Origin of the sequence: Nesterenkonia salmonea, from assembly GCF_005771525.1 — a bacterium.
Classification (GTDB): Bacteria; Actinomycetota; Actinomycetes; order Actinomycetales; family Micrococcaceae; genus Nesterenkonia; species Nesterenkonia salmonea.
This window is the reverse complement of sequence record NZ_VAVZ01000025.1, coordinates 17681-44421: the sequence shown is the minus strand read 5'-3', so window position 1 is coordinate 44421 and position 26741 is coordinate 17681. Positions and strand designations below refer to the sequence as shown.

The following is a 26741-nucleotide window of genomic DNA, read 5'->3' as shown; positions in this document are numbered from 1 at the left end:
TGGCGACGCGATTCGCATCTGGTGAGCCCGCAGCGATGCATGAGGTATATCAGCGTCACGCGCAACTGGTTTTCTCCCTGTGCATGGCTTCACTACGGCACCGGCAGGACGCTGAAGATGCCACCCAGCAGGTTTTCACCAGGGCGTGGCGATCCCGCGAGACCTATGATGTGACCCGCCCCACTGGCGCGTGGCTGACCGGTATCACCCGGCGAGTAATCGCTGATACCTTGGCAGCGCGTGACCGGCAGCGGCAGAGCGCCGAAGCAGGCGCCCACGCCCTCGACCGGGATGAAGTGTCCCAACCCACCGACGTCGTCGTCGACCGAGTCGTTGTTCAGCAGACACTCGGGCAGCTTGGCCCACCCCAGGATGAGATCCTGCGGCTCGCCTATACCCATGACCTACCGCTGAAGACCATTGCCGAGCGTCTCGAGATGCCGCTGGGTACCGTAAAATCCCACGTCCACCGTGGATTAGCCCGCATGAGAGAACGTTTGGAGGTGCACAATGACTGAGGAATTCCCCACCGGTCACGGCTCAGCAGCCGAACGGCACCTTTCGGATGAGATCCTCGCGGACCTCGCCTACGCCGCCATCCTCGGTGAAACCGCAGGCGAGCAGTCCGTCACCCATGCCGGCCATGCCGAGCACCTCATCTTCTGCACCGCCTGCCGCGAGGCGCTCGACGCCAACACCCGAGTCCTGCGGGCTCTGCAAAACCCGGTAGACCTTGAAGAGCCGCCGCCGGAACTCTGGGATCGGATCGCCGCCGAACTCGACGCCGACTCCTCACCAGACGAGGCCGGGGCCGAACCGGGCGTTGAGCGCGCAGCGGACTCAGCCTCCACCGTGCACTACCTGCCATCCCGCAAGACAGTGCGCTGGTGGGTGCCAATGGCCGCAGCCGCCGCCGGACTGCTCATCGGCGGTGCCGCCGTGGCAGGGGTGCTCCTGGGTCTGGAGGATGAAGAAGAACCACCGCCAGTGGCCACCACCACAGTCATCGGCGAAGCAACCCTAGAACCAGTAGCCGCCGACGAATTCAGCGGTGAAGCTTCCATGGTGGAAACCGAACAGGGCACGATGGAAATCACCGTGGAAATCACCAGCGCGCCAGAAGCCACCGAAGGGTACTTTGAGCTCTGGCTCCGGGATGAGGACGCCAGCCGACTCCACTCTCTGGGAGCTGTCAGCCCCGGCACCACCACCATCGAAGTGCCCACCGGTATTGACTTGGGGGAGTACCCGGTAGTTGACGTCTCCCACGAACACTTCGACGGAGACCCAGGCCACGGAGGCGTCACCCTCGCAGCCGGCGCCATGGAGCAGTCCGACTAACTGGAGCAGTCCGACTAGCTAGCGCGCTACCGCGGCTTCTGTCCGGCAAGGGCGATACCGGCCCCATGAGTCAGCGCCTCCAACGGACCACGACGCCGCAGCAACACCTTCAGCGCTCCGGCAGCCAGGGCAGCCACCACCAGCCACAGCAGCAGGACCGAATCCTCCACCTGCGCAAGTGGGGCGCCGTCGACGCGCCACAACGTCCCCAGGATGATCAGATGTCCCACGTACAGGCTCAGCGGCATCGCCCCGGCCCCCACCAGAGGCGCCAGTGCCCACTTCAGCCAGCGCACCAGAATGAGCATCAGGCCCAGCACCGCCACCGCACAGCTGATGGTGTGCAGCAGGTCCATATGGCTGCCCTGGTGCGGCATGGGGAGCAGGAACCACACAGGGTCCGTCACCAGTGGCAGGAAATGGTCGCCCGTCTCCAGCGAACCCTGAAGGGCGTCGTCGCTTCCGGTATATGGACGCATCCTATCCAGCACCTGCGATTGCGCCTCCACCCACCAACCCACCGCGTAGGTGAGTACAGCGCCAACGGTGCCCACCAGCAGAAGCCGCCACTGCGTTGTCGTTCTCCCCAGCGCCAACCGGCCCAGCGCCATCCCGGTGAACAGGTACGCCGGCCACAGAATCAGCGGGTAGTACCCGGTGACGAACAGATCCAGCCCCAACAGCCCAGGCTGGGCAAGGTCGAAGATCATCGGTGAATGCCACAGGCGCTCCGGGGGCTCGGCCGGACTGGGCCGCAGCATATTCTGCAACCACCAAAACAGCACCGGCGACGCCGCCACCCACCCGGCAGCCCACACCATCAGGGCCTTCGCGCCCATCCTGAGGAACGGCAGCGCCAACAGGAACAGCACACCATAGTGGACCAGGATCACCGCCACCCCGGCATCCAGCAGAGACACGAACAGCCCGATCCCGATAATCACCGCCGCTCGGACGGCAATGACCTTCCGGTACCAGGCAACCCGCGCATTGGAGTGCTCACCGGCCGCACCAGCTTTGCCGGCACCCCCGGTCAGCAGAGCTAGGCCCACGCCGGCCAAAACAGCGAAGAGAGCCGCCGACCTGCCCGAAAACAGCAGGCCCGCCCAGGTGGCGTCGCCGGTGCCCGGATCCGTGGTGGGCACCACGTGGACCGTCATCATTCCCAGCAGGGCCAGCCCACGGGCGGCATCCACCCCCCAGAGGCGCTCGCCGCGAGCTGAGCTGGAACGGGATGCAGATGAAGGGGAGGTCACACAGGTAGGCTAATGCCTATGACTTCCGAGTTCGCCTCTGACGGCGCGCCGCAGGACCACGGCAGCGCCACCGGCCACGAGTTCGACCCCTACCTGGCCAAGGGTGAGGTCCAGCACCCCGACCAGACTGACCCGCACTTCGGTCACCTCATCACCGCCATGGTCACGCCGTTCACCAAAGACGACAGGGTGGATTTCAAAGCCTTCGAGGCGCTCGCCGTGAAGCTTGTCGATGAGGGCAACGATTCCCTCGTAGTCTCCGGGACAACCGGTGAGACCTCCACACTGGAGGACTATGAGAAGGCGGATCTGGTGCGCGCCGCCAAATCAGCGGTCGGCGACAGGGCCAAGATCATCGCCGGCACCTCCACCAACCACACCTCGCATGACCTGGAGATGGCCTCCAAAGCAGAACGCGCCGGGGCCGACGGCCAGCTGGTTGTCACCCCCTACTACAACAAGCCCTCCCAGGACGGGGTGCTCGCGCACTACCGTGCCGTGGCCGGAGCCGCTGACCTGCCGCTGATGATCTACGACATCCCGGGCCGCACCGGCATCCCGATCGCCACCGAGACCATCCTGAAGCTCGCCGAACACCCGCACATCATGAGCCTCAAGGACGCGAAGAATGACATCACCGCCACCACTGAGGTGCTGACCAAGACCGACCTGGAAGTCTACTCAGGCGATGACCAGAACGTGCTCGCCTGGATGGCCATGGGCGCGGCCGGCGTGGTGTCTGTCACCTCGCATGTGGCGGCACCCAGCTTCCGGCGTATGGTCGACGCCGTCCTGAACTACGACCTGAAGGAAGCCCGCATCGCCCACTCGGAGCTGGGACCGGTCATCCGTGCCCTGATGACCCGGGTCCAAGGCGCGGTATCCTCCAAGCTGGTGCTGAACTGGCTGGGCTTCCCCATCAACACAGACGTTCGCCTGCCCCTGGTGCAGGCAAATAAGGCCGAGCAGGAGCTCGTCCTTGCCGACCTGCGAGAAGCAGGTTGGACGCTATGAGATAAGGAGCCCCACCCAACTGTGACACCTGAAAAACTCCGCACACCACCGAAGCTTTCCCAAGGAACCATGCGGATCGTACCGCTCGGCGGCCTCGGTGAGATCGGGCGGAACATGACCGTGTTCGAGCTCAACGGGAAACTGCTGATCGTCGACTGCGGTGTGCTTTTCCCCGAAGAAGAACAGCCCGGCGTGGACCTGATCCTGCCGGACTTCAGCTACATCGAAGACCGGCTCGACGACGTCGTGGGACTGGTCCTCACGCATGGACACGAAGACCACATTGGAGCTGTGCCCTACCTGCTGCGGCGCAAAGCGGACATCCCGCTCATCGGGTCCAAACTGACCCTGGCGCTCATTGAGGCGAAGCTCCAAGAGCACCGGATCAGCCCGTACACGCTCACCGTGCGGGAAGGCGATGCCGAGCAGCTCGGCCCGTTCGAATGCGAATTCATCGCCGTCAACCACTCCATCCCCGACGCCCTGGCGGTCTTCATCCGGTCCGAGGCCGGCTCCGTGATGCACACCGGCGACTTCAAGATGGACCAGCTCCCTCTGGACGGGCGCATCACCGATCTGCGGCACTTCGCCCGTGTGGGTGAAGAAGGTGTGGACCTGTACCTGGTGGACTCCACCAACGCGCACGTACCCGGGTTCACCACACCTGAGCAGGAGATCGGGCCGGTGATCGACCAGGTCATCTCCAAAGCGCAGCGCCGGGTCATCGTGGCCAGCTTCTCCAGCCACATCCACCGAGTCCAGCAGGTGCTGCGCGCCGCTGACGCACACGGCAGGAAGGTCGCGTTCGTGGGCCGCTCCATGGTGCGCAATATGTCGATCGCCAAGCAGCTGGGCTACCTCGACATCCCCGAGAACATCCTGATCGACCTCAAGAAGGTGGACCAGTACCCCGACCACAAAGTGGTGCTGATGTCCACCGGCTCACAGGGGGAGCCCATGGCCGCGCTCTCCCGCATGGCCAACGGCGACCACCAGGTGCAGGTGGGCCAGGGTGACACGGTGATTCTGGCGTCGTCGTTGATTCCCGGCAATGAGACCGGCGTCTACCGCGTGATCAATGGCCTCATGAGTTTGGGCGCTGATGTGGTCCACAAGGACAACGCCAAGGTGCACGTCTCCGGCCACGCAAGCGCCGGGGAACTGCTCTACACCTACAACATCCTCAAGCCCAACAATGTGATGCCCGTCCACGGCGAACACCGGCACCTGATCGCCAACGGCAAACTGGCCGAGCAGTCCGGCGTCCCGCGGGAGAACGTACTGCTGTGCGAAGACGGATCCGTAGTGGACCTGCGCGCCGGCCTGGCCCGCACTGTGGGTCAGATCGAGGCCGGCTATGTCTATGTGGACGGCTCCAGCGTCGGTGAAATCACCGACTCCGAGCTGAAGGACCGCCGGACCCTGGGGGAGGAAGGCTTCATCTCCGTGATCACCGTGGTGAACCGGCAGACCGGCAAGATCATCTCCGGTCCCGACATCCACGCCCGCGGTGTGGCCGAAGAAGACGAGGTCTTCAAGAAGATCAAGCCGAAGATTGCCGAGGCGCTCACCGAGGCCATCGAAAGCAATAAGGAACACACCACGCACCAGCTGCAGCAGATTGTGCGCCGCACACTGGGCTCCTGGGTCAGCCGCAAGCTGCGCCGGAAGCCGATGATCGTTCCCGTGGTGGTCGAAACCTAGCCACTCGCCCCCGTGGCCTACGCACCCGCCGTCCCCGCCGTTTGACCCTGGGTTTTCGACATGACAACGCGTTATCACGCCGTGTGATGTCGGAAACCCAGGGTAAAACGCAGCCAAGAGGCCCAACCCCGGCTGCCGCGCGTAAATGCGGGGCAACTGGGATGTCTGCGGCTAAGTTGGTCATATGGCGACACGTACTTCCCCCTCGCGGTCGTCCGGCAAGAAGAAGCCCACTTCCTCCGGATCTCGCGCGCAGACGTCGAAGAAAACCCCTTCCAATGAGCAGGAGCGCGGCAATCTGCTGGTGATTGCTGCCCGTGGCCTGTGGACGGCCCTGTCCACTCCAGTCGGCGGTGCTGTGCGTAGCATTGGCACCCAGGTGAAGATTCATCCCGATGATCGCCGTGATGGCGCGGGTCTGGTGTTCTTCCTCCTCGCCGCCCTCACCGCCGTCGTCGACTGGTGGGGTGCCCACAACTGGGACCACTGGTTGCCTGACATCGTCCACCGGGTGACTGCCGGGACCTTCGGATGGGCCTCGGTCATCCTGCCGCTGGCACTGTTCATCACGGCCATCCGCTACTTCCGCTCCCCGCAGCAGCACGATGCCAACGGTCGCGTCGCCATCGGCCTGTCGATCGTGCTGGCTGCCTCGGCCGGACTGTCGCATCTGGCCGCCGGCATCCCCACCATCAATGAGATCTTCGACCAGTCGCAGGCTGGCGGGTTCGATCAGATGATCAACTCCGGTGGAATTCTCGGCTACTTGGTGGTCGTCCCGATGTCCTCCCTCGTCACCCAATACCCCGTATGGGTCGTGCTGTCGGTTCTGCTGGTGGTCGGCCTGCTGGTGCTCACCGACACCCCCGTCCGCCGCATCCCCGACCGGCTGGCCGTAGCCCGTGACTACATCATCGGTGAACCCACCCCGCGTGCGGAGCGCTCTGAGGTGCCCAGTGGTGGTGCCGCCCAGCAGCAGCACGCTGAGTATTACGGCGACGACGCCGATTCCAAGGCTCCCCGCCCCAAGACCCGTAAATCAGGCCGAGGCAAGAAGGGCGACAACACAACAGAACGCCCCAGCTTCTTCGCCAAGATCACAGGCAACGACGCCGCCGGCTCATCCTCGGATACCGCGGCCACCGAGGCTGTGGACGCCGCTGCCGCAGTGGAGGGAGCCTACGACTCCTCTGTCCACGTGGAACCGGTGGACGAGTCAGCGCAGCTGAAGCCCGGGCAGAAGCGCCCCACTAAGCAGCAGCAGGAAATCGAGGCCACCAAGCGCGCAGCCGGGTTCACCGGCACCAACGGGAGAGCCACGGCGTCGTCCCCGAAAGCCACCTCCGTGCCGGAAGCCCCCGCTCCGGCCAAGGACCTGCCGGTGCGGAGCGAACAGCTCGAACTCTCAGGAGATGTCACCTACACCCTGCCGGAGCAGTCGCTGCTGCCGGCTGGGCCACCGCCTAAGAACAACACTGAAGCCAATGCGGAAATGGTGGCAGCCCTGGACGCCACCTTCCAGCAGTTCAAGGTCGACGCTGAGGTCACCGGGTTCTCCCGCGGGCCCACCGTCACGCGCTATGAGATTGAGCTCTCCCCGGGCACCAAGGTGGAGAAAGTCACCAACTTGGAGAAGAACATCGCCTATGCGGTGGCCTCCAATGAGGTGCGCATCCTCTCGCCCATCCCCGGTAAGTCAGCGATCGGCATCGAGATCCCCAACCGGGACAAAGAAGCCGTCGCCCTGGGTGATGTGCTGCGCTCCAATGCCGCACGGAAGCTGGAACACCCCATGGTTATGGGTGTCGGCAAGGACGTGGAGGGCGGCTTTGTGGTCGCCAACCTGGCCAAAATGCCCCACCTGCTGGTCGCTGGTGCCACCGGTGCGGGTAAGTCCGCCTTCATCAACTCCATGATCACCTCTGTGCTGATGCGCGCCACCCCTGACGAGGTGCGCATGGTCATGGTGGACCCCAAACGGGTGGAGCTCACCGCCTTTGAAGGCATCCCGCACCTGGTGACCCCCATCATCACGGACCCCAAGAAGGCCGCCGAGGCCCTCGAATGGGTCTGCAAGGAGATGGACAACCGGTACGACGACCTCGCCCACTTCGGGTACAAGAAGATCGACGAGTTCAACGCTGCCGTTCGCGCTGGCAAGATCGTGCTGCCGCCGGACTCCAAACGCGTACTGCGCCCCTACCCCTACCTGCTGGTGATCGTCGACGAGCTCGCCGATCTGATGATGGTCGCTCCCCGAGATGTGGAAGATTCCATCGTCCGCATCACCCAGCTGGCCCGCGCAGCCGGCATCCACCTGGTACTGGCCACACAGCGTCCGTCAGTGAACGTGGTCACCGGCCTGATCAAGGCCAATGTGCCCTCCAGGATGGCATTCGCCACCAGCTCCGCCACGGACTCCCGCGTAGTGCTGGACTCCGTCGGCGCAGAGAAACTGCTGGGCCAGGGTGACGCCCTGTTCCTGCCCATGGGCCAGTCCAAGCCGATGCGTGTGCAGGGAGCCTGGGTCAACGAATCCGAGGTCGTGGCCGTCGTCGCCCATGTGAAGTCTCAGCTGAAGGCTCAGTACCGTGAAGACGCGGTCAAGGCCATGGAGCCCAAGAAGCGCCAGATCGACGATGACATTGGTGAAGACCTCGATCTGCTGCTGGCTGCCACTGAACTGGTGGTCACCACCCAGTTCGGTTCCACCTCTATGCTGCAGCGCAAGCTCAAGATGGGCTTCGCTAAGGCTGGGCGCATTATGGACCTCATGGAGTCCCGTGGCGTGGTGGGCCCCTCAGAGGGCTCCAAGGCCCGCGATGTGCTCGTCGCACCCGATGAACTCGCAGACGTTCTGGCTGCCATCAACGGGGAATCGAACGACGACGAGGCCCCGCAGCCCTTCGACGGAGCCGCCGAGGTCGAACCAGCAGAGTCAGTGCCCACCACCGCGCAGACTGAAGCGGTGGAGCGTCATGGTCACGCCCCAGCTGCCGAACCCTCACCGGAGCCAGTGGCGGAGGAGAACGCGGAGGATGACTGGGGTTCGGACCTCATCGCCCGCGATATGGCCGAGCGCACCCGTGACCTCAGCGAAGTGGTCGACTACCACGATGAATCAGACAACCCCACGGGTTCTGAGGACGCTTGGGCGCTCACCGGACGGTGAGTGCCACGTGGGCCCGGGCCGGTCGTAGAAGCTCGCAGTGGGTAGTACTCTGACTGGGATGAATGCCAACGCCCAGGCTCCGCTGCTTAACATCGCCAATGCGCTCACCATGTTGCGCATCATTCTGGTGCCGGTGTTCATTGCCCTGCTGGTCATTGACGCCGGGCCCTCTGGCGGCGGGTCACTGCAGCCGTTAGAAGCCGGAGACGGCGGCTGGCGCTGGGCCGCTGCCGGTGTTTTCTTTGTGGCGATGGTCACCGACGCCGTGGATGGTGACCTGGCGCGTAAACGAAACCTCATCACCGACTTCGGCAAAATCGCGGACCCCATCGCTGACAAGCTCCTGATCGGCGCGGCCCTGGTCATGCTCTCACTGCTGGGCGAGCTGCCCTGGCTGGTCACGATCCTCATCCTGGTGCGCGAAATCGGTATCACCGTCCTGCGGCTGGTCATGCTGCGCACCCAAGTGATGCCCGCATCGCGGGGCGGAAAACTCAAAACCGTTCTGCAGACTGCAGGTCTGCAGCTGATGCTGCTTCCGCTGGCCGTCATTGCTGGCTGGCTGGCAGACGTGGCGTTCTGGATCATGATGGCCGCACTGGTGGTCACGGTGATCACTGGCGTTGACTACGTCGTTCAAGCACTAAGAATCCGCAGGGCTGCGAAAGGTGGACACTGATGGTGGATGGCGATGCGGAGAAAGTGGCCCGGAGCGCTGAAAAGTCCACCGATCCGGTGGAGATCGTCCAGCGGCTAGGACACCGCGGGCTGACCATCGCCACAGGGGAGTCACTGACCGCCGGCTCACTGGCCTCCAGGATTGCTGATGTCCCGGGCGCATCGGTCGCACTGCTCGGGGGAGTGGTGTCCTACTCCAACGGGGTCAAGGAGAACGTGCTCGGCGTCGATGCTCAGCTTCTTGAGACCCGCGGCGCCGTTGACGGTGGCGTGGCAGCACAGATGGCCCAGGGTGCCGCCCAGGCATGCGGCGCTGAGCTGGGAATCTCCACCACCGGTGTGGCCGGCCCCGAACCCCACCAGGGGAAACCAGTGGGGACCGTGTACTTGGGCTTCTACGTGGCCCCCGGCGTCGTCGAGCGCTTAGGGCTCCGCATCCCAGAGAACTGCTCCCAAGATGAGGCTGCCCCCTCCGACGGTGCCCTGGTGGGTTTCAGGCTGCTAGACCTCGATGGTGACCGGGAAGCAATCCGCTGGGCGAGCGTAGAAGCTGCGCTGCAACTGGTCAGCGATTTGCTGCACACAGAACCTGCGGGTCTGCCCGAGGCATAAGCTCTTTCCCAGGGAGCGAGGTTACTCTGAGGGAACAAATTGGGGGTGTGCCTAGTTGGATCTAGTCGAGAGTAGTACACGCGAGGGAGATTCTCATGGTGAGACAGCCAGTCACCGTAAACGGTGTCACCCGGTGGAAAGACACCGATACTCAGGGCGTACCCGAAGTGGCCCGCGAGGCCAAGGGTGTAGTCCTGCGTCAAGAAATTGGTGACGTTCTGCGCAGCATCCGGCAGTCTGAAGGCCGGACTCTGCGTGATGTCTCTCACGATGCCCGGGTCAGCCTGGGATATCTGTCAGAGGTTGAACGCGGCCAGAAAGAAGCGTCCTCGGAACTGCTCGCCAGCATCTGCACAGCACTGAACGTGCCACTGGCGGCAATGCTCTTCCAGGTCGCAGAGCGCATCGCCACTGCTGAGGGCTTCAGGGTGCCGGACACGGTACCCACCGAGCTGCAGCGTGAATTCGATACCGGAGAGCTCGAGCTTCTCCACTGATCAGGTCTCTGTTGGTTCGCGGGCATCGAGCCTGCGGACCGCAAGCCTGTGACCGTTGCCGCTAGACTTGGCTGCATGGTTTCTGAGGATCGACGCGCGCACGTCAAAGAGCTGCAGCAGGAACTTCACCGACTTTTCCTGCGCCGGCGCCACAACGCCATTCAGCTGGCCAAGACAATCGATCCCGAGATCGAGCCCGCAGCCTATTCCATCCTTTTCACCCTCCAACGTGAGGGCGCCCAGCGGATGACCGACATCTCCAAACATCTGGGGATCGGCAAACCCACACTGTCCCGCCAGCTCACCACCCTGGCTGAACGGGGCTTCATCACCAAGAAAGCTGATCCGGCCGACGGCCGAGCCATGGTGATCTCCCTGACCGAACAGGGACGCTCCAGGCTTGACGCCGCGCAGCAAGAACGCTCCGAGCGGTATCTGCACATGCTCGAACCGTGGTCAGAGGAAGACATCATGACGCTTTCCGGCCTCCTGGCAAAGATGAACCAGACATACGCCGAATACGACGACGCCGGCAGCGCCCCGGCTGCGGCTGTCCAGCCCAAGGTGGCATAGCACCCATGCGCGAGTCACGTTTCTGGGCGCTCATGGAAGACGAGTTCGGCAAGGCTTACGCCCATGTTTTGGCCGATCAGCTGGTCATCACCCCCTTCCAGCTCACAGCCAAGGAGGCACTCGGTGCGGGCGTATCCACCCGTGAGGTGTGGGAGGCAGTCTGTGTCCAGCAGGACGTTCCGGAAGAGCGCCGGCTCGGCAGGGACATCCCGCCCAAGCCATAGCAGGACGGGGCGATGATGGACTCCCCACGGCGTGTTGATCGAATATGTGTTCGATCATTGCGTAGAGTTTTCCTCAGGCGTGATGTGTGCGGTGAAGACACGCCGAGCTCAGCACAGGTCACCAACCGACCGAGCGCATGTCCGGGGCTGCCCCTAGTCTCGACTATGTCAACGAACAACAACTCTCCGTGAGGTGAATCATGGCTTCCAGCCCAGATCGTCAAAAGGCCCTAGAAGCGGCACTGGCTCAGATCGACAAGCAGTACGGCAAGGGTTCGGTGATGCGTCTGGGCGATGAAGTCAGAACGCCCATTGAGACCATCCCTACATCCTCCATTGCGATGGACGCCGCCCTAGGGATTGGCGGGTTCCCCCGCGGACGTGTCGTGGAGATCTACGGCCCTGAGTCCTCGGGTAAGACCACTGTGGCGCTGCACGCGGTGGCCAATGCGCAGAAGGCCGGCGGAATCGCAGCGTTCATTGACGCAGAGCACGCCCTGGACCCTGCTTACGCCGAACGGCTCGGCGTCAACACCGACGAACTGTTGGTCTCCCAGCCGGACACCGGTGAGCAGGCACTGGAGATCATGGACATGCTGATCTCCTCCGGTTCACTGGATATCGTGGTCATTGACTCCGTGGCAGCCCTGGTGCCCCGTGCGGAGATCGAGGGTGAGATGGGCGACTCTCACGTGGGTCTGCAGGCCCGGCTGATGTCCCAGGCACTGCGTAAGATCACCGGCCGGCTCGCCCAGACTAAGACCACTGCGGTCTTCATCAACCAGCTGCGTGAGAAGGTCGGGGTCTTCTTCGGCTCCCCAGAGACCACCTCAGGTGGTAAGGCGCTGAAGTTCTACGCATCCATCAGAGTCGATGTCCGCCGCATTGAGACGCTGAAGGAAGGCGTCAACGCGGTCGGTAACCGGACCCGCGCCAAAATCGTCAAGAACAAGATGGCACCGCCATTCAAGCAGGCCGAATTCGACATCCTCTACGGTGAGGGCATTTCCCGTGAAGGCGGACTCATTGACGTGGGCGTGGAGAACGGCCTGGTCAAGAAATCCGGTTCATGGTTCACCTATGACGGTGACCAGCTCGGCCAGGGCAAGGAGAAGGCGCGAACCTTCCTGAAGGACAACCCTGACTTGGCTGATGAGATCGAGCTGCGCATCAAGCAGAAGCTCGGTATGGTCCCCGCGGCGGAAGAGGACGCCCCGGAGCTCAAGGCGCTCTGATTCGCTATGGCCGACCCCAAAGTAGACGCACTGCGGGAAACGCTGCAGAAATACGAATCAGGTGAACTGCGCTCGGATCTCTTCGAAGGAAACTCAGAGGTATCACCTTCTGCGGAGAAGCCCGGCGGTGGCGGCTCGGCTGCCAGCCCCTCCGGTGACGAGTACACCAAAGCCCGCGCCACGGTGTTGCGCAAACTCACCGGATCTCCCAAGTCCAGGCACCAATTGACTCAGGCGCTGCTGGAAAAAGAATTCAGCCAGGAGGTGATCACCTCCGTCCTTGACCGGATGGAGGAGGTCCTACTCATCGACGATGCCGAATTCGCTCGCACCTGGGTCCGGACTCGTCATGAGATGAAAGGGCTGGGCTCGGCTGCCCTGCGCAGGGAGCTCCAGGAGAAGGGAATAGCCAAAGAGACCATTGAGACTGCCCTTGACCAGCTCACCGTTGAGGACGAGGACGCCGCAGCCCGCGAGCTCATCGAGAACAAGCTCCGCGGGGTTACCATCCCCGTGGGCAACGGCGAGGAAGACCGGAAAGAGCGGGAGAAAATCACACGTCGGCTCGTGGGGATGCTCGGACGCCGGGGGCACAACCCCGGCGCAGCCTTCCAACTGGTCCGTGAGGCCATGGAAGTTCGCAGCGCCTAAAGCTCAGATGTCGCTGCTGGTCAAAGTCTTGGTTCCGAGCGGTAGAATTGGCCGGCACCCCAACCGCACCCGACACTATACTGAGCTGACATGACTGAAGCACTCCTGGACCGCACCGAATCATTCGCCGCCACGCGCACCTACCAGGTGCGAACCTATGGCTGCCAGATGAATGTGCACGACTCTGAGCGGATTGCTGGGCTTCTTGAAGAAGCCGGCTACACCAAAGCGGCTGAGGGTGCTAGGCCCGACCTGACGGTCTTCAACACCTGCGCGGTGCGGGAGAACGCCGATAACCGGCTCTACGGAAACCTCAGTCAGCTCAAACCGATTAAAGAAGAACACGGCATGCAGATCGCCGTCGGTGGCTGCCTCGCCCAGAAAGACCAAGACGCCGTTCTCAAGCGCGCGCCTTTCGTTGACGTGGTCTTCGGAACCCACAACATCGGGTCCCTACCCACGCTGCTCGAACGCTCACGGCACAATAAAGAAGCCAGCATCGAAATTCTCGAAGCGCTGGAAACCTTTCCCTCAACGCTGCCCACCAAGCGGGAGTCGGTCCACTCAGGGTGGGTCTCCATCTCAGTGGGGTGCAATAACACCTGCACCTTCTGCATCGTGCCCTCGCTGCGCGGTAAAGAACGCGACCGACGCCCCGGAGACGTGCTCGCGGAAGTCCAAGCACTGGTCGACGACGGCGCCGTGGAAGTCACCCTCTTGGGGCAGAACGTCAACACATACGGAGTGGAATTCGGTGACCGGCAGGCCTTCGCCAAACTGCTTCGAGCCTGCGGCGAGATCCGCGGCCTCGAAAGGGTCCGCTTCACCTCCCCACACCCGGCCAGCTTCACCGACGACGTCATTGACGCCATGGCAGAGACCCCCAACGTCATGCCCCAGCTGCATATGCCACTGCAGTCCGGCTCAGACCGAATCCTCAAAGCCATGCGGCGCTCCTACCGCGGCAAGAAATTCCTGGGAATACTCGACAAGGTCCGCGAACGCATGCCGGAGGCGGCAGTCACCACAGACATCATCGTCGGATTCCCCGGTGAAACCGAAGAGGACTTCGAAGACACTATGCGCGTCGTGGAAGCCTCTCGCTTCGCCAGCGCCTACACCTTCCAGTACTCGCCCCGGCCCGGAACACCCGCCGCTGACATGGAAGATCAGATCCCCAAAGAGATCGTCCAAAAGCGCTTCGTCCGGTTGCTCGAACTTCAGGACCGCATCACAGCTGAAGAAAACGCCACACTGGAAGGCACCACCCAGGAACTCCTCGTCACCGCTGACACCGGCTCCAAGGGGCACGAAACTGGCCGCCTGTCCGGTCGGGCACCCGATAATCGCCTAGTCCACTTCAGTGTCCCTGAGGGCGCACCTACACCACGTCCAGGGGACTTCGTCACCGTGCCCATTACCCACGCGGCAAGCTTCCACCTGCTCTCCGACCCTGCGCAATCCGACTTCCGGATACGTCGGTCACCAGCCGGAGACGCCTGGGACCGCTGGCAGGCTGACTCCTGCGGGGTAGGCACCACCAAGATCGACTCCGATAAGCCCGGCTCAGTTTCGCTCGGCATGCCGGTTCTGCGTGCCGCACCTTGATTCCGTGACGCAAGCGCCCCTCATCGCCGTGGTCGGTGCCACCGCCTCTGGCAAAACAGGTCTGAGTTTAGAGCTTGCCCGGCGGCTCAATGCAGAGGTGGTCAACGCCGACTCCATGCAGCTCTACCGGGGCATGAATATCGGCACAGCCAAAATCACGGCCGAACAGGCAGAAGGCGTACCCCACCACCTGTTGGACGTCCTCCACGTCACCGAAGACGCGTCCGTGGCCAGGTACCAATCCGCAGCACGGGAAGTCATCGCGGATATCCGAAGCCGCGGTAGAACCCCCCTCATGGTCGGAGGCTCAGGTCTCTACATCCGTGCCGCCCTCGACACCATCGAATTTCCACCCACGGACCCACAGCTACGGGCGCAGATCCAAGCGCAGCTCACCGCCGATGGCGCTGCAGCCCTGCGGGAGGAACTGCGGGAGGCCGACCCCGAAACAGCCTCCGTCATCAAAGACGAACGCCGACTAGTCCGCGCCCTGGAAGTTGTGCGGCTCACTGGACGCACCTTTACATCCTTCATGCCCCAACGCGTCCATGAACCCACCCTCACCCCGGTGGTGCAGCTCGGGCTTCGGATGGACCGTTCCGTGCTCCACGACCGGATCGCGGTCCGTGTCCAACTGATGCGCGACTCCGGCCTGCTGGAAGAGGTCCGGGACCTCGACGCCCAGGGGTTGCGGGGCGGCAAGACAGCCGGTGCGGCCATCGGATACCAACAGTTCCTGCGGGTCATCGACGGAACACAGACTGAGGAAGACGCCGTGGAGGACACCATCGTGGCCACCAGAAAATTCGCCCGACGGCAAGAAACCTGGTTCCGGGCGGACCCACGCACGACCTGGCTGGACTCCCAGGATCCTCACATTGCTGACCGTGCCATGGAAGCAATCCACAGACAGGCTGGTTGAATACTCGTATGCGCTTCACTAAGGCCCAGGCCACCGGTAACGACTTTGTCATGGTCTCCGACCGGGAGGCCCAGATCGAGCTCTCACCCAAAGACGTCTCCAGGCTCTGCGACCGCCACCTCGGAGTAGGAGCTGACGGCGTCATCCGCGCCGTGCCGGCACACAAGTCCACGCCCGGCCAAGTGGCGCTCACCGAAGCTGAGCTGACCAGCACCGATGAGATCCCCCTGTGGTTTATGGACTACCGCAACGGTGACGGCTCCGAGGCGGAAATGTGCGGAAACGGGGTGCGAGCCTTCGCCCACTACCTCGAGGCTGAGAACCACATTGAGCTCGCAGAGGGCGAGAGCATCCCGGTGCTCACCCGCGCTGGACTCCGCACAGTGCGGAAAGTGGAGGAAGGCTACGCCGTCGGGATGGGTGTCTGGTCCTTCATTGACCCGGAGATGGCTTCAGAATCCGCCTCCGACTCCCTCGTACGAGCCACTGGGCTCACAGACCCACGTCCAGCCCTCAGCATCTCCATGGGCAACCCGCACACTGTGGTGGCCCTGCCAGATGAAGCCACCCTGGAGAAACTGGACCTGCACTACGCACCCATCGTGGACCCTACCCCTCCGCACGGCACCAACGTGGAATTCGTAGTGCCAGCAGACCCGCTCGTGGAGAACAACCAGGGACGAGTCCAGATGCGCGTCCATGAGCGCGGCGTCGGAGAGACGCTCTCCTGCGGAACCGGAACCTGCGCCGCCGCCGCGGCCGTTCGAGTCTGGGCCGGTGCCGACGCAGTGGACACCTGGACAGTCACCGTGCCGGGAGGCGAAGTCACCGTCCGCTTCACCGCCCGCACAGACGGAGCAGAGGACGTCGAACTCGCAGGACCAGCAGTGCTCGTCTACTCCGGTGACATCAGCCTGAAACAGTAAACAATTGCGCAGCATCAGCGCCCACAGTGCGCAACGTCAATGAGGTGAACAGCACTGTGCCCACAGCCAGTGAATCAGCGCGGTGAAGCAAATCCAGCAACTGGGCCGAGCCCTGCGCCTGATGCACTTCTTGACCACCTAAATCATCCAGCCGGACCCATTCCCACCCTGAGCCAGCCGGCCATTCCGAACGTTCTGGGGTGCCGACATAGGCGCCTGGCATCTCAACAAACACCTTCGGCCCGGAAAAACCATCGAGCTCCGCGACAAACCCCGCCACATCCTTCGAGGGCGGCAGACACACCAGCACCTGACCTGCGCCGCCGAACTGGTCCTCTGCACAGCTCAGCGCAGCCCGCAGCCCGGTGCGTGAGACTGCCGAATCCACCACACAGCGTCGGCCGGTGCCCACCGAAGAAGCTCCAGCGCCAGCGGGAACCTCATGCACCGATAAGCGGCCCGGATACCGCACAGACCGTGTCACAGCGGAGAGTTTGCTCACGTGCGTGTCAGTGAGTGGGCTCGTCGAGATCGTCACACCAGCAATGACACCCGCAGCCGCGTTCTCCTGCGCGAAACCTACCGGCAGGTGGGACACCGCCTGGTCGATCCACCGTTCCCGCGCCGCCTCCGGCGTCACCAGCTGAGCCCCGATCTGCTGGCAGCGCGCCTGGAGGATCGCCTGCACTGATGGTGTCTGCGGACAAGTCACGACCCACTGGGTCCGGGCAGTAATGACCGCCGACTTATCCCGTGCGACATCCTCCACAGCAGGACCCAACAGGTCCAGGTGCTCACCAAAAATCCCTGTGACGATCACCCCATCCAACGGCCAATGCGACAGGTCATCCGAGGCGCCGCCAATACCAGCTTCCGCCACCACCACATCCGCGCGGACTTCGCGGGCCACTAAGAACCCCATGAGCAGAAACAACCCCGTAGGAGCGAGGTACCCAGAACTCTCCGTGGCCGGGGGCAGCTGCAGCCGGGCTGCGCAGATCCTCTCCAAAGCGCGGCGCCGGAGGTCCTCACTCGCCGCCGTGCCGGCAACACGGATCCTGTCGGCATTGGACAGCACCCCAGGGCTCATCACCGTCACCACCCGACTACCACCACTGCTGGCAGCAGCCGATGCGTAGGCAGTTGCGGTCCCCTTGCCCTTGGACCCGACCACGCCCACGGTGCGGTGTGCAGCTTCTGCAGGGCAGTAGTCCAACAGCTCCATCAGCGCCCGCATCCGGGGCAGGGAGCGAGAGCTCACCTGGCGCAGCTCGCGCCACTCCGCGAACACGACCTGCTCTTCATATTCCGCTATGGGCAGTAAGGCCAGTGCGGCGTCGTCGTTCTCGGTCACAGCTGGAGTCCGCGGCGGACCCGAATAATGCGGAAGCCCTTGACACTTGTGACACGTTCGACTGTGAAGTCGTCCCCCACCGCAGCGAGCATGGACTTCAACCAGGTCAACAGCGAGTCTGCGCCTAGGTTCTTCTGCACGACCAGATACGCCTCGCCACCGTCATCGAGCCGCGGAAGCCACAACTGCAGCAACTGGTGCAGAGCAGGCTTCCCGATCCTGATAGGCGGGTTAGACCAAATGGTGGCGAACCGCAGACCGGAGGGCACCTCTTCGGGAGCGCAGACACTGATGTTGCTCAGTCCCAGCTCTGCGGCGTTCTCCGCACACAGCGTGCGGGCGCGTTCGTTGACGTCCACAGCCCACACCTCGGCGTCAGGCGCCAGCATCGCCTGGGTCAGCGCGATGGGCCCCCAGCCGCAACCGATGTCCAGCACACGGCCTGACGCTGCCGGGGCAGGGACCTCCCGCAGCAGAATCTCGGTGCCCCTGTCCACACCGTCAGGGGAGAAGATCCCACCGGCAGTGCTCGCAGTGAACCGCCTGCCGGCCAGCGTCACCTCAATACGGCGGCGCTCGAAGGGACCCGCAGGAGAACTGAAATAGTGCGCAGAATTCATCACTTGATAGGGTAGTACGTATGTGGATTCGTCTTACCCAGCACGCACGGCCTCGTTCAGCAGCCTGAACAGCACACGCCAGCTCCCGGATGACCCGTTGCGGTCCCGGTTGAGCATGTCCGAATCCAAGACCTACACAAGTCCCGCGCAGGGGATGACACCCACGGGTGCGACGACGCCCGAGTCACCCTGGCAGTACGGGCAAGGAATTCATGACTGAACACAAAAATACCCCCGAGTCCTCATCCTCGATCGATGACACCATCGCCCGCATCCTCGCAGCCGATGATGCGGCGAAGTCCGCAGATGAGGACTTTCCCACTGTGGAAGAACCACAGCGCCGCAGCAGAATCCTCGGAGACCAGGCCCGGGAGCTCTCCGGCGGTGACACTCACACCGACCACGACGGTGACCAGTACGATCTGTTCGAGCGCCGCAACCTCCGCCGAGTAGAAGGGCTCTCAACGGAGCTGGACGACGTCACTGAGGTTGAGTACCGCCAGCTTCGCCTGGAACGGGTGGTCCTGGCAGGACTCTGGTCCGGCGGTTCCGCGGCCGAGGCTGAGTACTCACTGCGCGAACTCGCCGCCCTGGCCGCCACAGCAGGTTCGACCGTGCTCGACGGTTTTCTGCAGCGCCGTTCCACCCCGGATCCCGGTACCTTCTTCGGCTCCGGCAAAGCCATCGAGATCAAAGAGGCTGTCGCAGAGCTCGGAGCCGATACGGTCGTGGTGGACTCCGAACTCGCACCCTCCCAGCGCCGAGGCCTGGAGGACATCGTCAAGGTCAAGGTCATCGACCGCACTGGTCTGATTCTGGACATCTTCGCCCAGCACGCCAAGTCCCGGGAGGGCAAAGCTCAGGTGGAGCTCGCCCAGCTGGAGTACCTGCTTCCGCGCCTTCGCGGTTGGGGTGAGTCCATGTCGCGCCAGGCAGGTGGACAGGTCGGCGGTGCCGGGGCAGGTATGGGCTCCCGCGGGCCAGGTGAGACCAAGATCGAACTGGACCGACGCCGCATCAACACGCGGATGGCCAAGCTGCGCAAACAGATCGCTGCCATGAAACCAGCACGGGAGGCCAAGCGCGCGAACCGCAAGCGCAACGCAGTCCCCAGTGTGGCGATCGCCGGGTACACCAACGCCGGCAAATCCAGCTTGCTCAATCGGCTCACCGACGCCGGTGTGCTGGTGGAGAACGCGCTGTTCGCCACCCTGGACCCCACCACCCGCAAAGCAGTCACCCCTGACGGCATCGGCTACACGCTCTCCGACACGGTCGGATTCGTCCGGCAGCTGCCCACACAGCTGGTGGAAGCCTTCCGGTCCACGCTGGAGGAGGTCGCCGACGCTGACCTGATTCTGCATGTTGTGGATGCTTCCCACCCGGAGCCGGAAGGACAGATCGCCGCGGTGCGCACCGTGCTCGCCGACGTCGATGCGCATCAGGTGGACGAGATCATCGTGCTGAATAAGGCCGACGCCGCCGAAGACCACGTCATCGACCGGATCATGCGGCGTGAGCCTCATGTTTCCGTCGTCTCTGCGCATACCGGGGAGGGGATCGCGGAACTCAAAGAGCGCATCAGCGCCGCGATACCGCGTCCCAACACGGAGATGGAACTGCTGGTGCCCTACGATCACGGTGAGATCGTCTCTCGGCTCCACGCAGAAGATGCGGAAATCCTCTCCTCAACATATGAGGAAGCCGGGACCCGGCTCTCGGTGCGGGTCAGGCCAACCCTCGCCGCAGAGCTGCAGCAATTCCAGGTAGAGTCCTAGCCTGTGACGCAGGGGAGTACCGCGACTTCGCATCCGCAGGCAGCAGAGCGTCTGCTGGACAGTGCAGTCGCATCCTTCAACGGCAGCCGGCGGTCCGGCCAGGTGGAAATGACCCGCCGTGTGGCTGACTCGTTGCGCAACGGGAAGCACCTACTGGTCCAGGCTGGAACAGGTACCGGGAAATCCCTGGCCTATCTGATTCCCGCGCTTCATCACGCAGTGTCCACCGGTAAACCGGTCCTCGTCTCCACAGCGACCCTTGCCCTGCAGGCGCAGATCATGGGCCGGGACCTTCCACGACTTCTGGAGAGCATCCAGGATGAGCTACCCCGGCCGGCGCAGATCGCACTGGTCAAAGGCAGGTCGAACTACCTCTGCAAGCAGAAGCTTGCTGGGGGTTTCCCGGACGACGACGAGGACCAGGAAGCGCTCTTCGCCGCCGCCGTGGAGCCCACCGGCGGTGTGACCACCTACGAGCCGACCTCCAAGCTGGGCAAAGAAGTGGTGATGCTGCGCGAATGGGCGGACACCACCGACACCGGCGACCGCGACGATCTGCCCAGCGGCGTCACGGACAAAGCCTGGCGGCAGGTCTCGGTCAACGCGGTGGACTGCTTGGGCCGGAAATGCTCCATGTTCGAAGAGTGCTTCTCTGAACTGGCCAGGAAAGACGCCCAGGAGGCTGACCTGGTCATCACCAACCACGCCATGCTCGCCATCGACGCCTTCGAGGGTTTGGATGTGCTCCCGGAACATGCGGCGGTGATCATTGACGAAGCTCATGAACTGACCGACCGAGTGACCTCCGCTGTGACCGTCCAGCTGTCCGCCCAGATGATCCAGGCTGCAGCGAGCTCAGCACGCCGTTACACCGCCATCAACGTTGACGGTCTGCAAGCCGCCGCCGTGGCAGTAGAAGCCGCATTCGGAGGTGTGGAGGACGGACTCCTGGCCCGCGGGCTGAACGAGCAGCAGGCCAATGCTGTGGAATCGGCCCGCAATGCCGCACGAACGGCGTTAGCCGACTCCAAACCCTCCGGTGACGCTGACGCGGATCCTGGCCGTACCAACGCACGCTCCCGGCTTCAGGCAGTCTTCGATGTCACAGAGCGTATGCTCTCCAGCAGCCACACCACCGACGTGGTCTGGGTTTCAAGGCCCGGAACCTTCACACCGGGCCAGGGGTATCAGCAAGCAGATGTGACCGAACCGCCGTTGCTGTTCGTCGCTCCCACATCGGTCGCTGGCCGCCTGGGCGAAGGGTTGTTCGGCACCCGCACTGTGGTGCTGACGTCGGCTACCCTCACCATCGGTGAGAGTTTCGACCCCGTGGCAGGCTCCCTAGGACTGCTGGGCGCCGGGGCCCCTCAGTGGGATGGAGTCGATGTGGGAAGCCCATTCGACTATCCGCGTCAAGGCATGCTGTACGTGGCCAAGCATCTACCTGCCCCATCGATGAAATCTCAGGATGCTCAGCGTGAGGAGCTCGCCGGGCTCATTGAGGCTTCTGGAGGTGCCGCTCTGGCGCTGTTCTCCTCCCGCCGGGCTGCTGAGCAGGCAGCGGAGGATCTGCGGAAAACGCTGGACGTACCCATTCTGTGCCAGGGCGATTCGACCATGTCAGCCCTGGTGCGGGAGTTCGCCGAAGATGAGCAGACGTGCCTGTTCGGAACCATGAGCCTCTGGCAGGGCGTGGATGTTCCCGGCAGATCATGCCGACTGGTGGCCATTGACCGTATCCCGTTCCCGCGACCGGACGATCCGCTGAACAATGCACGCAGCCAAGAGGTGGCCAAAGCTGGCGGCAACGGGTTCATGCAGGTAGCCGCCACCCATGCCGCCATACGGCTCAGTCAGGGCGCCGGGAGACTTATCCGAACCACCGAGGACAGGGGAGTCCTGGCCATTTTGGACTCCCGGCTTGCCAACGCGCGGTATGGGTCTTTCCTCAAGAAGTCCATGCCGAATTTCTGGGCCACAGCCAATGGCGACGTCGCCCGTCACGCCTTGACCCGGCTCAGAGACTCCTGAGCACTGTCACGACTTTGCCCATAATGCTGGCCTCATCACCCAGGATAGGCTCGTAAAGTCGATTCTGAGGCAGCAGCCACTGGTGTCCGTCCCGTCGCCGTAGCACTTTGACTGTGGCCTCGTCATCCAGAAGGGCTGCCACAATGTCCCCGTTGTCCGCATCCTGCTGGCGGCGCACCACGACCCAGTCGTCTTCGAAAATGCCGGCATCGATCATGGAATCACCGCGCACCTGAAGCATGAACAGATCGCCTTCACCGGTGAGCTGTCGAGGAAGCGGCATCACATCTTCAAGATGCTGCTCAGCGAGAATCGGGCCACCGGCGGCAATACGACCCACAACTGGAACATCTGCAGTGCGGGAATCACTCTCAGTTCGGTAGGAGTCCAGGTCGACCACCGTGGAGTCCCTGGGGGTGTCAGCAGGTTCCTCAGCGCTGAGAGCCTCTGTCAGCAGACGACCGGAGGAATCACGCATGACCTCCATGGCACGTGGTTTACCTGGATCGCGCCGCAGATAGCCCAGGTCCTGCAGCCGAGCGAGCTGATGAGTGACGGAGGAGAGCGAGGCCAGGCCGACAGCGTCGCCAATTTCACGCATTGACGGCGGGTAGCTGCGCTCACACAGTGACGTCTGGATCATGTCCACAATCCGCCTCTGCCGTTCCGTCAGCGGCTTGGGTGTGTCTTTCTCGTCGCCTGCGCTCATGGGGTTCTCCTCGCCGGGTCGAAACCATGTCCGACCCTCCTGGTGTGATGGACCACGACACCGACGTTGTCGAATGTCAATTCGAACTTCACGCTCAGGATAGTCCAGATCGCACATAGTTTCCATAGATTTGGATGCGTGTCCTGGAAAAGGTTCGAATATATGTGCTATACATAGAACACAGGTTCGAATAAGGAGGAACTTCCCCATGACTGCCACCGCGAACTCTGACGTGATTCGCATCCACCGGAAATCACAGGTGCCCGCACTTACCCGGCGCGGTCGCGTTCTGCTGCTCGGAGTGCCCGCCATGCTACTTGCCGCGGCCCTGCTGGTCGCAGCCGTCTTCGCCGCAGCCGCGTTGTTCAATCAGGCGCAAGCGAGCACTGATTCCGATGCCGGCCTCGAAGCTGAAGTCATCACCGTGTCAGAAGGTGACACACTCTGGTCGATCGCGTCATCGGCAGAGAGCGGCACTGACGTGCAGCAACTGATCACGCAGATTGCCGAGTTGAACGACCTCGACTCCTCTCAGCTTGCTCCGGGCCAAGAGCTCTACGTTCCCGTTGACTAGTTGAGGCCGCGCTGCTTTTCGCTGGGTGAGACAGGCCGTGCTGAGCCCATCCCAACGCAGGAGTGGGCGACTACCATGGACTGGTGACTGAACCTCGACTGGCTGACCTTCCGCTGCGGGACGAACTCAGAGACCAAGAGCCGTACGGCGCACCGCAATTGCCTGTACGAACGATGCTCAACGTCAATGAGACTACCTATGACGTTCCTCCCGATGTGGTGGATGCAATCGCCAAAGAGGTCCGAGCTGCAGCAGCAACTCTCAATCGCTATCCTGACCGAGAGTTCACCGTTCTGCGCCAGAAGCTAGCGGCGTACCTCACCGGTGAGTCCGGAGCCGAGCTCAACGCCGACCAGATATGGGCGGGCAATGGCTCCAATGAGGTCATGCAGCACATTCTGCAGGCTTTCGCGGGGCCAGGGCGCTCTGTGATGTCTTTCCCTCCCACCTATTCGATGTACCCGCTCTACGCCCGAGGGGTTTACAGCGACTACATCGCGGGAACCCGAAGCGCGGATTTCACGCAGGAACCCGATGATGTCGCCGCGCAGATCAGAGAAGACCGGCCCCACGTGGTCATCCTCTGTTCGCCCAATAACCCCACCGGTACATCTCTGAGCCTCGACGTCGTCGAAGCAGCTTATGACGCTGCGCTCGAATCGGACACCATGGTGGTTGTCGATGAAGCCTACGGCGAGTTCCGTCAGCCCGGAACCCGCTCCGCGCTGACAATGCTGCCCGGACGGCCGCGACTCATTGTCACGCGGACAATGTCCAAAGCTTTCGCCCTGGCAGGAGGGCGGCTCGGCTACCTCGCTGCGGCACCGGCAGTGACAGATGCGCTCCGCCTGGTTCGACTGCCCTATCATCTGTCCGCCATCACCCAGGCTGCGGCAACGGCCGCCCTGGACCACGCCGAAACCCTGATGGCCAATGTGCAGCGCATCAAGGTCCAGCGAGACCGGCTCGTCTCTGAGCTCAACGATATGGGGCTCAACCCCTACCCTTCGGATGCGAACTTCGTACTCTTCGGCGGTCTTCAGGATGCCCACGCCGCATGGCAGCACTTGCTCGATGATGGCATCCTCATCCGGGAAGCGGCGATCACCGGCCATCTCAGGGTCACGGCAGGAACCGAGCCGGAGACCACAGACTTCCTGAACTCCATGCGCAGCTACCTCAACGGTTAGGATTGACTCCTTATGTCAGCTGAACTCATCTCCGGCCGCGGAACCCCCTCACGGGCCGCGCACATGCAGCGCACCACCAGTGAGTCTCACGTCAGCGTGAAACTGGATCTCGACGGAACCGGCACCTCCAATATCTCCACCACTGTGCCGTTCTTCGACCACATGCTCACCGCACTCGCCAAGCATTCGCTGATCGACCTCACTGTGGAGGCCCAAGGGGACACACATATTGATGTCCACCACACCGTGGAAGACACCGCGATCGTCCTCGGGGAGGTGCTCCGCACAGCACTGGGTGATAAGCGCGGCATCCGCAGGTTCGGCTACGCTTCCATTCCCCTCGACGAGGCCCTGGCTGAGGCAACCGTCGACGTCTCAGGCCGGCCTTATCTGGTCCACACCGGAGAACCGGAAGGCCAGCAGTATCACCTCATCGGCGGCCACTTCACCGGTTCTATGACCCGGCACGTCTTTGAGGCCATCACCTACCACTCCGGCATCTGCCTGCATATGCGGGTGCTCTCCGGCCGGGACCCGCACCACATTGTGGAGGCCCAGTTCAAAGCTTTCGCCCGCGCCCTGAGAGCGGCCGTGGAGTCTGACCCACGCACAGATGAGATCCCCTCCACCAAGGGTGCCCTGTGACCGGCAGGCCTTCAGTTGCGGTCCTGGACTACGGATCAGGGAATGTGCACTCTGCGGTGCGCGCCCTGGAACGCGCCGGGGCAGATGTGGAACTCACCCAAGATGTGGACACCGTTCTCAACGCCGATGGGCTCGTCGTCCCCGGAGTCGGCGCGTTCGCCGCTGTTATGGACGCGCTCAACGCTATTGAGGCTCCCCGGTGGATCGGCCGGCGCATCGCCGGTGGACGCCCGGTGCTCGGCATCTGCGTAGGACATCAGGTGCTCTTCGACCGCGGTGTGGAACACGGAATCTCCGCAGGAGGTATGGCGGAATGGCCCGGTGAGGTGACAGCTCTGCCCAGTGACGTCGTCGTCCCACATATGGGCTGGAATACTGTTCAGCCCCCTGAAGGAAGCACGCTATTCAGAGGTATCGAGGACCAGCGTTTCTACTTTGTGCATTCCTACGCCGTGCAGTCCTGGGACTTCGACCAGAGCATCGGCGCCATCGCCCCGCCCAAGGTCACCTGGTCGCACCACGGCGCTGATTTCATCGCCGCCGTGGAAAACGGCCCACTGACCGCCACCCAGTTCCACCCGGAGAAGTCCGGCGACGCCGGCATGCAGCTGCTGCACAACTGGATCACCTCACTCTGACCCTCTCAGGAGAAACCCCCGCAATGACTCACCCCACTGTGCCCACGCCCGCCACCGCCGCCCTGGAGCTGCTGCCTGCCGTGGACGTAGCCGACGGCCAAGCGGTCCGGCTCGTCCAAGGTGAAGCCGGATCGGAAACCGGCTACGGAGGCCCAGTCGAAGCAGCCCAGGCATGGCAGGATCAGGGCGCTGAGTGGATTCACCTGGTGGACCTCGATGCAGCATTCGGCCGTGGACACAACCGCGACATCCTGAAGCGCGTGGTGGAGCAGATGACCATCAAGATCGAACTCTCCGGGGGCATCCGGGATGACGAATCCCTCGACCGCGCCCTGGAGATGGGCGCTACCCGGGTCAACCTGGGCACCGCAGCCCTCGAGGACCCGGAATGGACCGCCCGCGCCATCCAACGCCACGGTGAAGCGATCGCCGTGGGTCTTGACGTCCGTGGTGAAACCTTGGCCGCACGCGGTTGGACCAAAGAAGGTGGCAACCTCTGGGACGTCCTAGCCCGCCTGGAAGATGCCGGCTGCCCCCGCTACGTGGTCACCGACGTCACCAAAGACGGCACCCTCCGCGGTCCCAACACCGAACTTCTGGCGCAGGTCGCAGCAAAGACCAACCGTCCCGTCGTTGCATCCGGTGGAATCTCCAGCCTTGAAGACATCGCCGCACTGGCGGGCATGGTCTCCTCCGGAGTCGAAGGTGCCATCATGGGCAAGGCGCTCTACGCCGGAAAGTTCACTCTCCCTGAGGCGCTGAAGGTCGCAGCCGAATCTCGCTGAACGA

26 protein-coding genes are annotated in these 26741 nt (G+C 63.1%); 22 read left to right on the top strand and 4 right to left on the bottom strand.

The features are described from left to right. Positions 1–35: 35 nt before the first annotated feature. Positions 36–518, top strand: a complete 483-nt coding sequence (locus FEF26_RS09820) for an RNA polymerase sigma factor (RefSeq protein ID WP_138253360.1) — start codon at positions 36–38, stop codon at positions 516–518. Beyond that, on the top strand, positions 511–1341 hold the full coding sequence (locus FEF26_RS09815; RefSeq protein WP_138253359.1) for an anti-sigma factor: 831 nt from the start codon (positions 511–513) through the stop codon (positions 1339–1341). The genes FEF26_RS09820 and FEF26_RS09815 overlap by 8 nt, the downstream gene beginning before the upstream one ends. A gap of 26 nt (positions 1342–1367) precedes the next feature. On the opposite strand, the gene FEF26_RS09810 is transcribed toward FEF26_RS09815, so the two are convergent. Further along, entirely contained in the window at positions 1368–2597 is a 1230-nt protein-coding gene (locus FEF26_RS09810; RefSeq protein ID WP_138253358.1) for a heparan-alpha-glucosaminide N-acetyltransferase domain-containing protein, read from the bottom strand. A gap of 18 nt (positions 2598–2615) precedes the next feature. Here FEF26_RS09810 and dapA point away from each other — a divergent pair, with 18 nt between their 5' ends. The 13 genes from dapA to dapF all read left to right on the top strand — a co-directional run bounded on the left by dapA (position 2616) and on the right by dapF (position 16413). Beyond that, positions 2616–3611 carry a 4-hydroxy-tetrahydrodipicolinate synthase gene (gene dapA, locus FEF26_RS09805; protein WP_138253357.1) on the top strand — a complete coding sequence of 332 codons (996 nt, stop codon included), beginning with the start codon at positions 2616–2618 and terminating at the stop codon, positions 3609–3611. Between the two features lie 69 nt (positions 3612–3680). Next, on the top strand, positions 3681–5315 hold the full coding sequence (locus tag FEF26_RS09800; protein WP_138253370.1) for a ribonuclease J: 1635 nt from the start codon (positions 3681–3683) through the stop codon (positions 5313–5315). Positions 5316–5499: 184 nt separating this feature from the next. After that, positions 5500–8487 carry an FtsK/SpoIIIE family DNA translocase gene (locus tag FEF26_RS09795; RefSeq protein WP_138253356.1) on the top strand — a complete coding sequence of 996 codons (2988 nt, stop codon included), beginning with the start codon at positions 5500–5502 and terminating at the stop codon, positions 8485–8487. A gap of 58 nt (positions 8488–8545) precedes the next feature. After that, positions 8546–9166: a CDP-diacylglycerol--glycerol-3-phosphate 3-phosphatidyltransferase gene (gene pgsA / locus FEF26_RS09790; RefSeq protein ID WP_138253355.1), complete on the top strand. Its 621-nt coding sequence runs from the start codon at positions 8546–8548 to the stop codon at positions 9164–9166. Further along, the gene (locus FEF26_RS09785) at positions 9166–9777 is read left to right on the top strand and encodes a CinA family protein (RefSeq protein ID WP_138253354.1); all 612 of its coding nucleotides are present in this window, start codon (positions 9166–9168) and stop codon (positions 9775–9777) included. Before pgsA ends, FEF26_RS09785 begins: the two co-directional genes overlap by 1 nt. A gap of 95 nt (positions 9778–9872) precedes the next feature. Then, entirely contained in the window at positions 9873–10274 is a 402-nt protein-coding gene (locus FEF26_RS09780) for a helix-turn-helix domain-containing protein (protein ID WP_138253353.1), read from the top strand. A gap of 75 nt (positions 10275–10349) precedes the next feature. Beyond that, positions 10350–10847, top strand: coding sequence for a MarR family winged helix-turn-helix transcriptional regulator (locus FEF26_RS09775; RefSeq protein ID WP_138253352.1), 498 nt, complete (start codon positions 10350–10352; stop codon positions 10845–10847). 5 nt (positions 10848–10852) lie between these two features. Next, positions 10853–11071: a DUF3046 domain-containing protein gene (locus tag FEF26_RS09770; RefSeq protein WP_138253351.1), complete on the top strand. Its 219-nt coding sequence runs from the start codon at positions 10853–10855 to the stop codon at positions 11069–11071. A gap of 200 nt (positions 11072–11271) precedes the next feature. Then, entirely contained in the window at positions 11272–12306 is a 1035-nt protein-coding gene (recA, locus tag FEF26_RS09765; protein WP_138253350.1) for a recombinase RecA, read from the top strand. A gap of 6 nt (positions 12307–12312) precedes the next feature. Then, positions 12313–12957, top strand: coding sequence for a regulatory protein RecX (locus tag FEF26_RS09760; RefSeq protein WP_138253349.1), 645 nt, complete (start codon positions 12313–12315; stop codon positions 12955–12957). Between the two features lie 90 nt (positions 12958–13047). Next, positions 13048–14565, top strand: a complete 1518-nt coding sequence (gene miaB / locus FEF26_RS09755; protein ID WP_138253348.1) for a tRNA (N6-isopentenyl adenosine(37)-C2)-methylthiotransferase MiaB — start codon at positions 13048–13050, stop codon at positions 14563–14565. 4 nt (positions 14566–14569) lie between these two features. Further along, entirely contained in the window at positions 14570–15487 is a 918-nt protein-coding gene (gene miaA, locus FEF26_RS09750; RefSeq protein ID WP_138253347.1) for a tRNA (adenosine(37)-N6)-dimethylallyltransferase MiaA, read from the top strand. 8 nt (positions 15488–15495) lie between these two features. Then, the gene (dapF, locus tag FEF26_RS09745) at positions 15496–16413 is read left to right on the top strand and encodes a diaminopimelate epimerase (protein ID WP_138253346.1); all 918 of its coding nucleotides are present in this window, start codon (positions 15496–15498) and stop codon (positions 16411–16413) included. On the opposite strand, the gene FEF26_RS09740 is transcribed toward dapF, so the two are convergent. Further along, positions 16397–17767, bottom strand: coding sequence for a folylpolyglutamate synthase/dihydrofolate synthase family protein (locus FEF26_RS09740; RefSeq protein ID WP_138253345.1), 1371 nt, complete (start codon positions 17765–17767; stop codon positions 16397–16399). The two genes, dapF and FEF26_RS09740, sit on opposite strands and share 17 nt — an antisense overlap. After that, the gene (locus FEF26_RS09735; RefSeq protein ID WP_138253344.1) at positions 17764–18387 is read right to left on the bottom strand and encodes a class I SAM-dependent methyltransferase; all 624 of its coding nucleotides are present in this window, start codon (positions 18385–18387) and stop codon (positions 17764–17766) included. The genes FEF26_RS09740 and FEF26_RS09735 overlap by 4 nt, the downstream gene beginning before the upstream one ends. A gap of 212 nt (positions 18388–18599) precedes the next feature. Here FEF26_RS09735 and hflX point away from each other — a divergent pair, with 212 nt between their 5' ends. After that, a complete protein-coding gene (gene hflX / locus FEF26_RS09730; protein WP_138253343.1) occupies positions 18600–20165 on the top strand; it encodes a GTPase HflX in 1566 nt (521 codons plus the stop codon). A 3-nt stretch (positions 20166–20168) separates the two neighbouring features. Continuing rightward, positions 20169–22196, top strand: a complete 2028-nt coding sequence (locus tag FEF26_RS09725) for an ATP-dependent DNA helicase (RefSeq protein WP_243730512.1) — start codon at positions 20169–20171, stop codon at positions 22194–22196. Here the strand turns inward: FEF26_RS09725 and lexA are convergent. Further along, positions 22183–22905: a transcriptional repressor LexA gene (lexA, locus tag FEF26_RS09720; RefSeq protein WP_138253342.1), complete on the bottom strand. Its 723-nt coding sequence runs from the start codon at positions 22903–22905 to the stop codon at positions 22183–22185. The two genes, FEF26_RS09725 and lexA, sit on opposite strands and share 14 nt — an antisense overlap. Before the next feature lie 208 nt (positions 22906–23113). On the opposite strand from lexA, the gene FEF26_RS09715 reads away from it, so the two are divergent. From FEF26_RS09715 to priA, 5 genes are all read left to right on the top strand, one after another. After that, on the top strand, positions 23114–23479 hold the full coding sequence (locus FEF26_RS09715) for a LysM peptidoglycan-binding domain-containing protein (protein ID WP_138253341.1): 366 nt from the start codon (positions 23114–23116) through the stop codon (positions 23477–23479). Positions 23480–23559: 80 nt separating this feature from the next. After that, positions 23560–24669 carry a histidinol-phosphate transaminase gene (locus FEF26_RS09710; protein ID WP_424991734.1) on the top strand — a complete coding sequence of 370 codons (1110 nt, stop codon included), beginning with the start codon at positions 23560–23562 and terminating at the stop codon, positions 24667–24669. A 12-nt stretch (positions 24670–24681) separates the two neighbouring features. Further along, a complete protein-coding gene (gene hisB, locus FEF26_RS09705; RefSeq protein WP_138253339.1) occupies positions 24682–25314 on the top strand; it encodes an imidazoleglycerol-phosphate dehydratase HisB in 633 nt (210 codons plus the stop codon). Continuing rightward, positions 25311–25952: an imidazole glycerol phosphate synthase subunit HisH gene (gene hisH / locus FEF26_RS09700; RefSeq protein WP_138253338.1), complete on the top strand. Its 642-nt coding sequence runs from the start codon at positions 25311–25313 to the stop codon at positions 25950–25952. The genes hisB and hisH overlap by 4 nt, the downstream gene beginning before the upstream one ends. A 38-nt stretch (positions 25953–25990) precedes the next feature. Then, positions 25991–26737 carry a bifunctional 1-(5-phosphoribosyl)-5-((5-phosphoribosylamino)methylideneamino)imidazole-4-carboxamide isomerase/phosphoribosylanthranilate isomerase PriA gene (gene priA, locus FEF26_RS09695; protein WP_208012889.1) on the top strand — a complete coding sequence of 249 codons (747 nt, stop codon included), beginning with the start codon at positions 25991–25993 and terminating at the stop codon, positions 26735–26737. The last annotated feature ends 4 nt before the right edge of the window (positions 26738–26741 follow it).

Bases quoted from the DNA above. Each gene is read 5' to 3' on its own strand.
- FEF26_RS09820 (WP_138253360.1), top strand. From the start codon at position 36: ATGCATGAGGTATATCAGCGTCACGCGCAACTGGTTTTCTCCCTGTGC.
- FEF26_RS09815 (WP_138253359.1), top strand. From the start codon at position 511: ATGACTGAGGAATTCCCCACCGGTCACGGCTCAGCAGCCGAACGGCAC.
- dapA (WP_138253357.1), top strand. From the start codon at position 2,616: ATGACTTCCGAGTTCGCCTCTGACGGCGCGCCGCAGGACCACGGCAGC.
- FEF26_RS09800 (WP_138253370.1), top strand. From the start codon at position 3,681: ATGCGGATCGTACCGCTCGGCGGCCTCGGTGAGATCGGGCGGAACATG.
- FEF26_RS09795 (WP_138253356.1), top strand. From the start codon at position 5,500: ATGGCGACACGTACTTCCCCCTCGCGGTCGTCCGGCAAGAAGAAGCCC.
- pgsA (WP_138253355.1), top strand. From the start codon at position 8,546: ATGAATGCCAACGCCCAGGCTCCGCTGCTTAACATCGCCAATGCGCTC.
- FEF26_RS09785 (WP_138253354.1), top strand. From the start codon at position 9,166: ATGGTGGATGGCGATGCGGAGAAAGTGGCCCGGAGCGCTGAAAAGTCC.
- FEF26_RS09780 (WP_138253353.1), top strand. From the start codon at position 9,873: ATGGTGAGACAGCCAGTCACCGTAAACGGTGTCACCCGGTGGAAAGAC.
- FEF26_RS09775 (WP_138253352.1), top strand. From the start codon at position 10,350: ATGGTTTCTGAGGATCGACGCGCGCACGTCAAAGAGCTGCAGCAGGAA.
- FEF26_RS09770 (WP_138253351.1), top strand. From the start codon at position 10,853: ATGCGCGAGTCACGTTTCTGGGCGCTCATGGAAGACGAGTTCGGCAAG.
- recA (WP_138253350.1), top strand. From the start codon at position 11,272: ATGGCTTCCAGCCCAGATCGTCAAAAGGCCCTAGAAGCGGCACTGGCT.
- FEF26_RS09760 (WP_138253349.1), top strand. From the start codon at position 12,313: ATGGCCGACCCCAAAGTAGACGCACTGCGGGAAACGCTGCAGAAATAC.
- miaB (WP_138253348.1), top strand. From the start codon at position 13,048: ATGACTGAAGCACTCCTGGACCGCACCGAATCATTCGCCGCCACGCGC.
- dapF (WP_138253346.1), top strand. From the start codon at position 15,496: ATGCGCTTCACTAAGGCCCAGGCCACCGGTAACGACTTTGTCATGGTC.
- FEF26_RS09735 (WP_138253344.1), bottom strand. From the start codon at position 18,387: ATGAATTCTGCGCACTATTTCAGTTCTCCTGCGGGTCCCTTCGAGCGC.
- hflX (WP_138253343.1), top strand. From the start codon at position 18,600: ATGACTGAACACAAAAATACCCCCGAGTCCTCATCCTCGATCGATGAC.
- lexA (WP_138253342.1), bottom strand. From the start codon at position 22,905: ATGAGCGCAGGCGACGAGAAAGACACACCCAAGCCGCTGACGGAACGG.
- FEF26_RS09715 (WP_138253341.1), top strand. From the start codon at position 23,114: ATGACTGCCACCGCGAACTCTGACGTGATTCGCATCCACCGGAAATCA.
- hisB (WP_138253339.1), top strand. From the start codon at position 24,682: ATGTCAGCTGAACTCATCTCCGGCCGCGGAACCCCCTCACGGGCCGCG.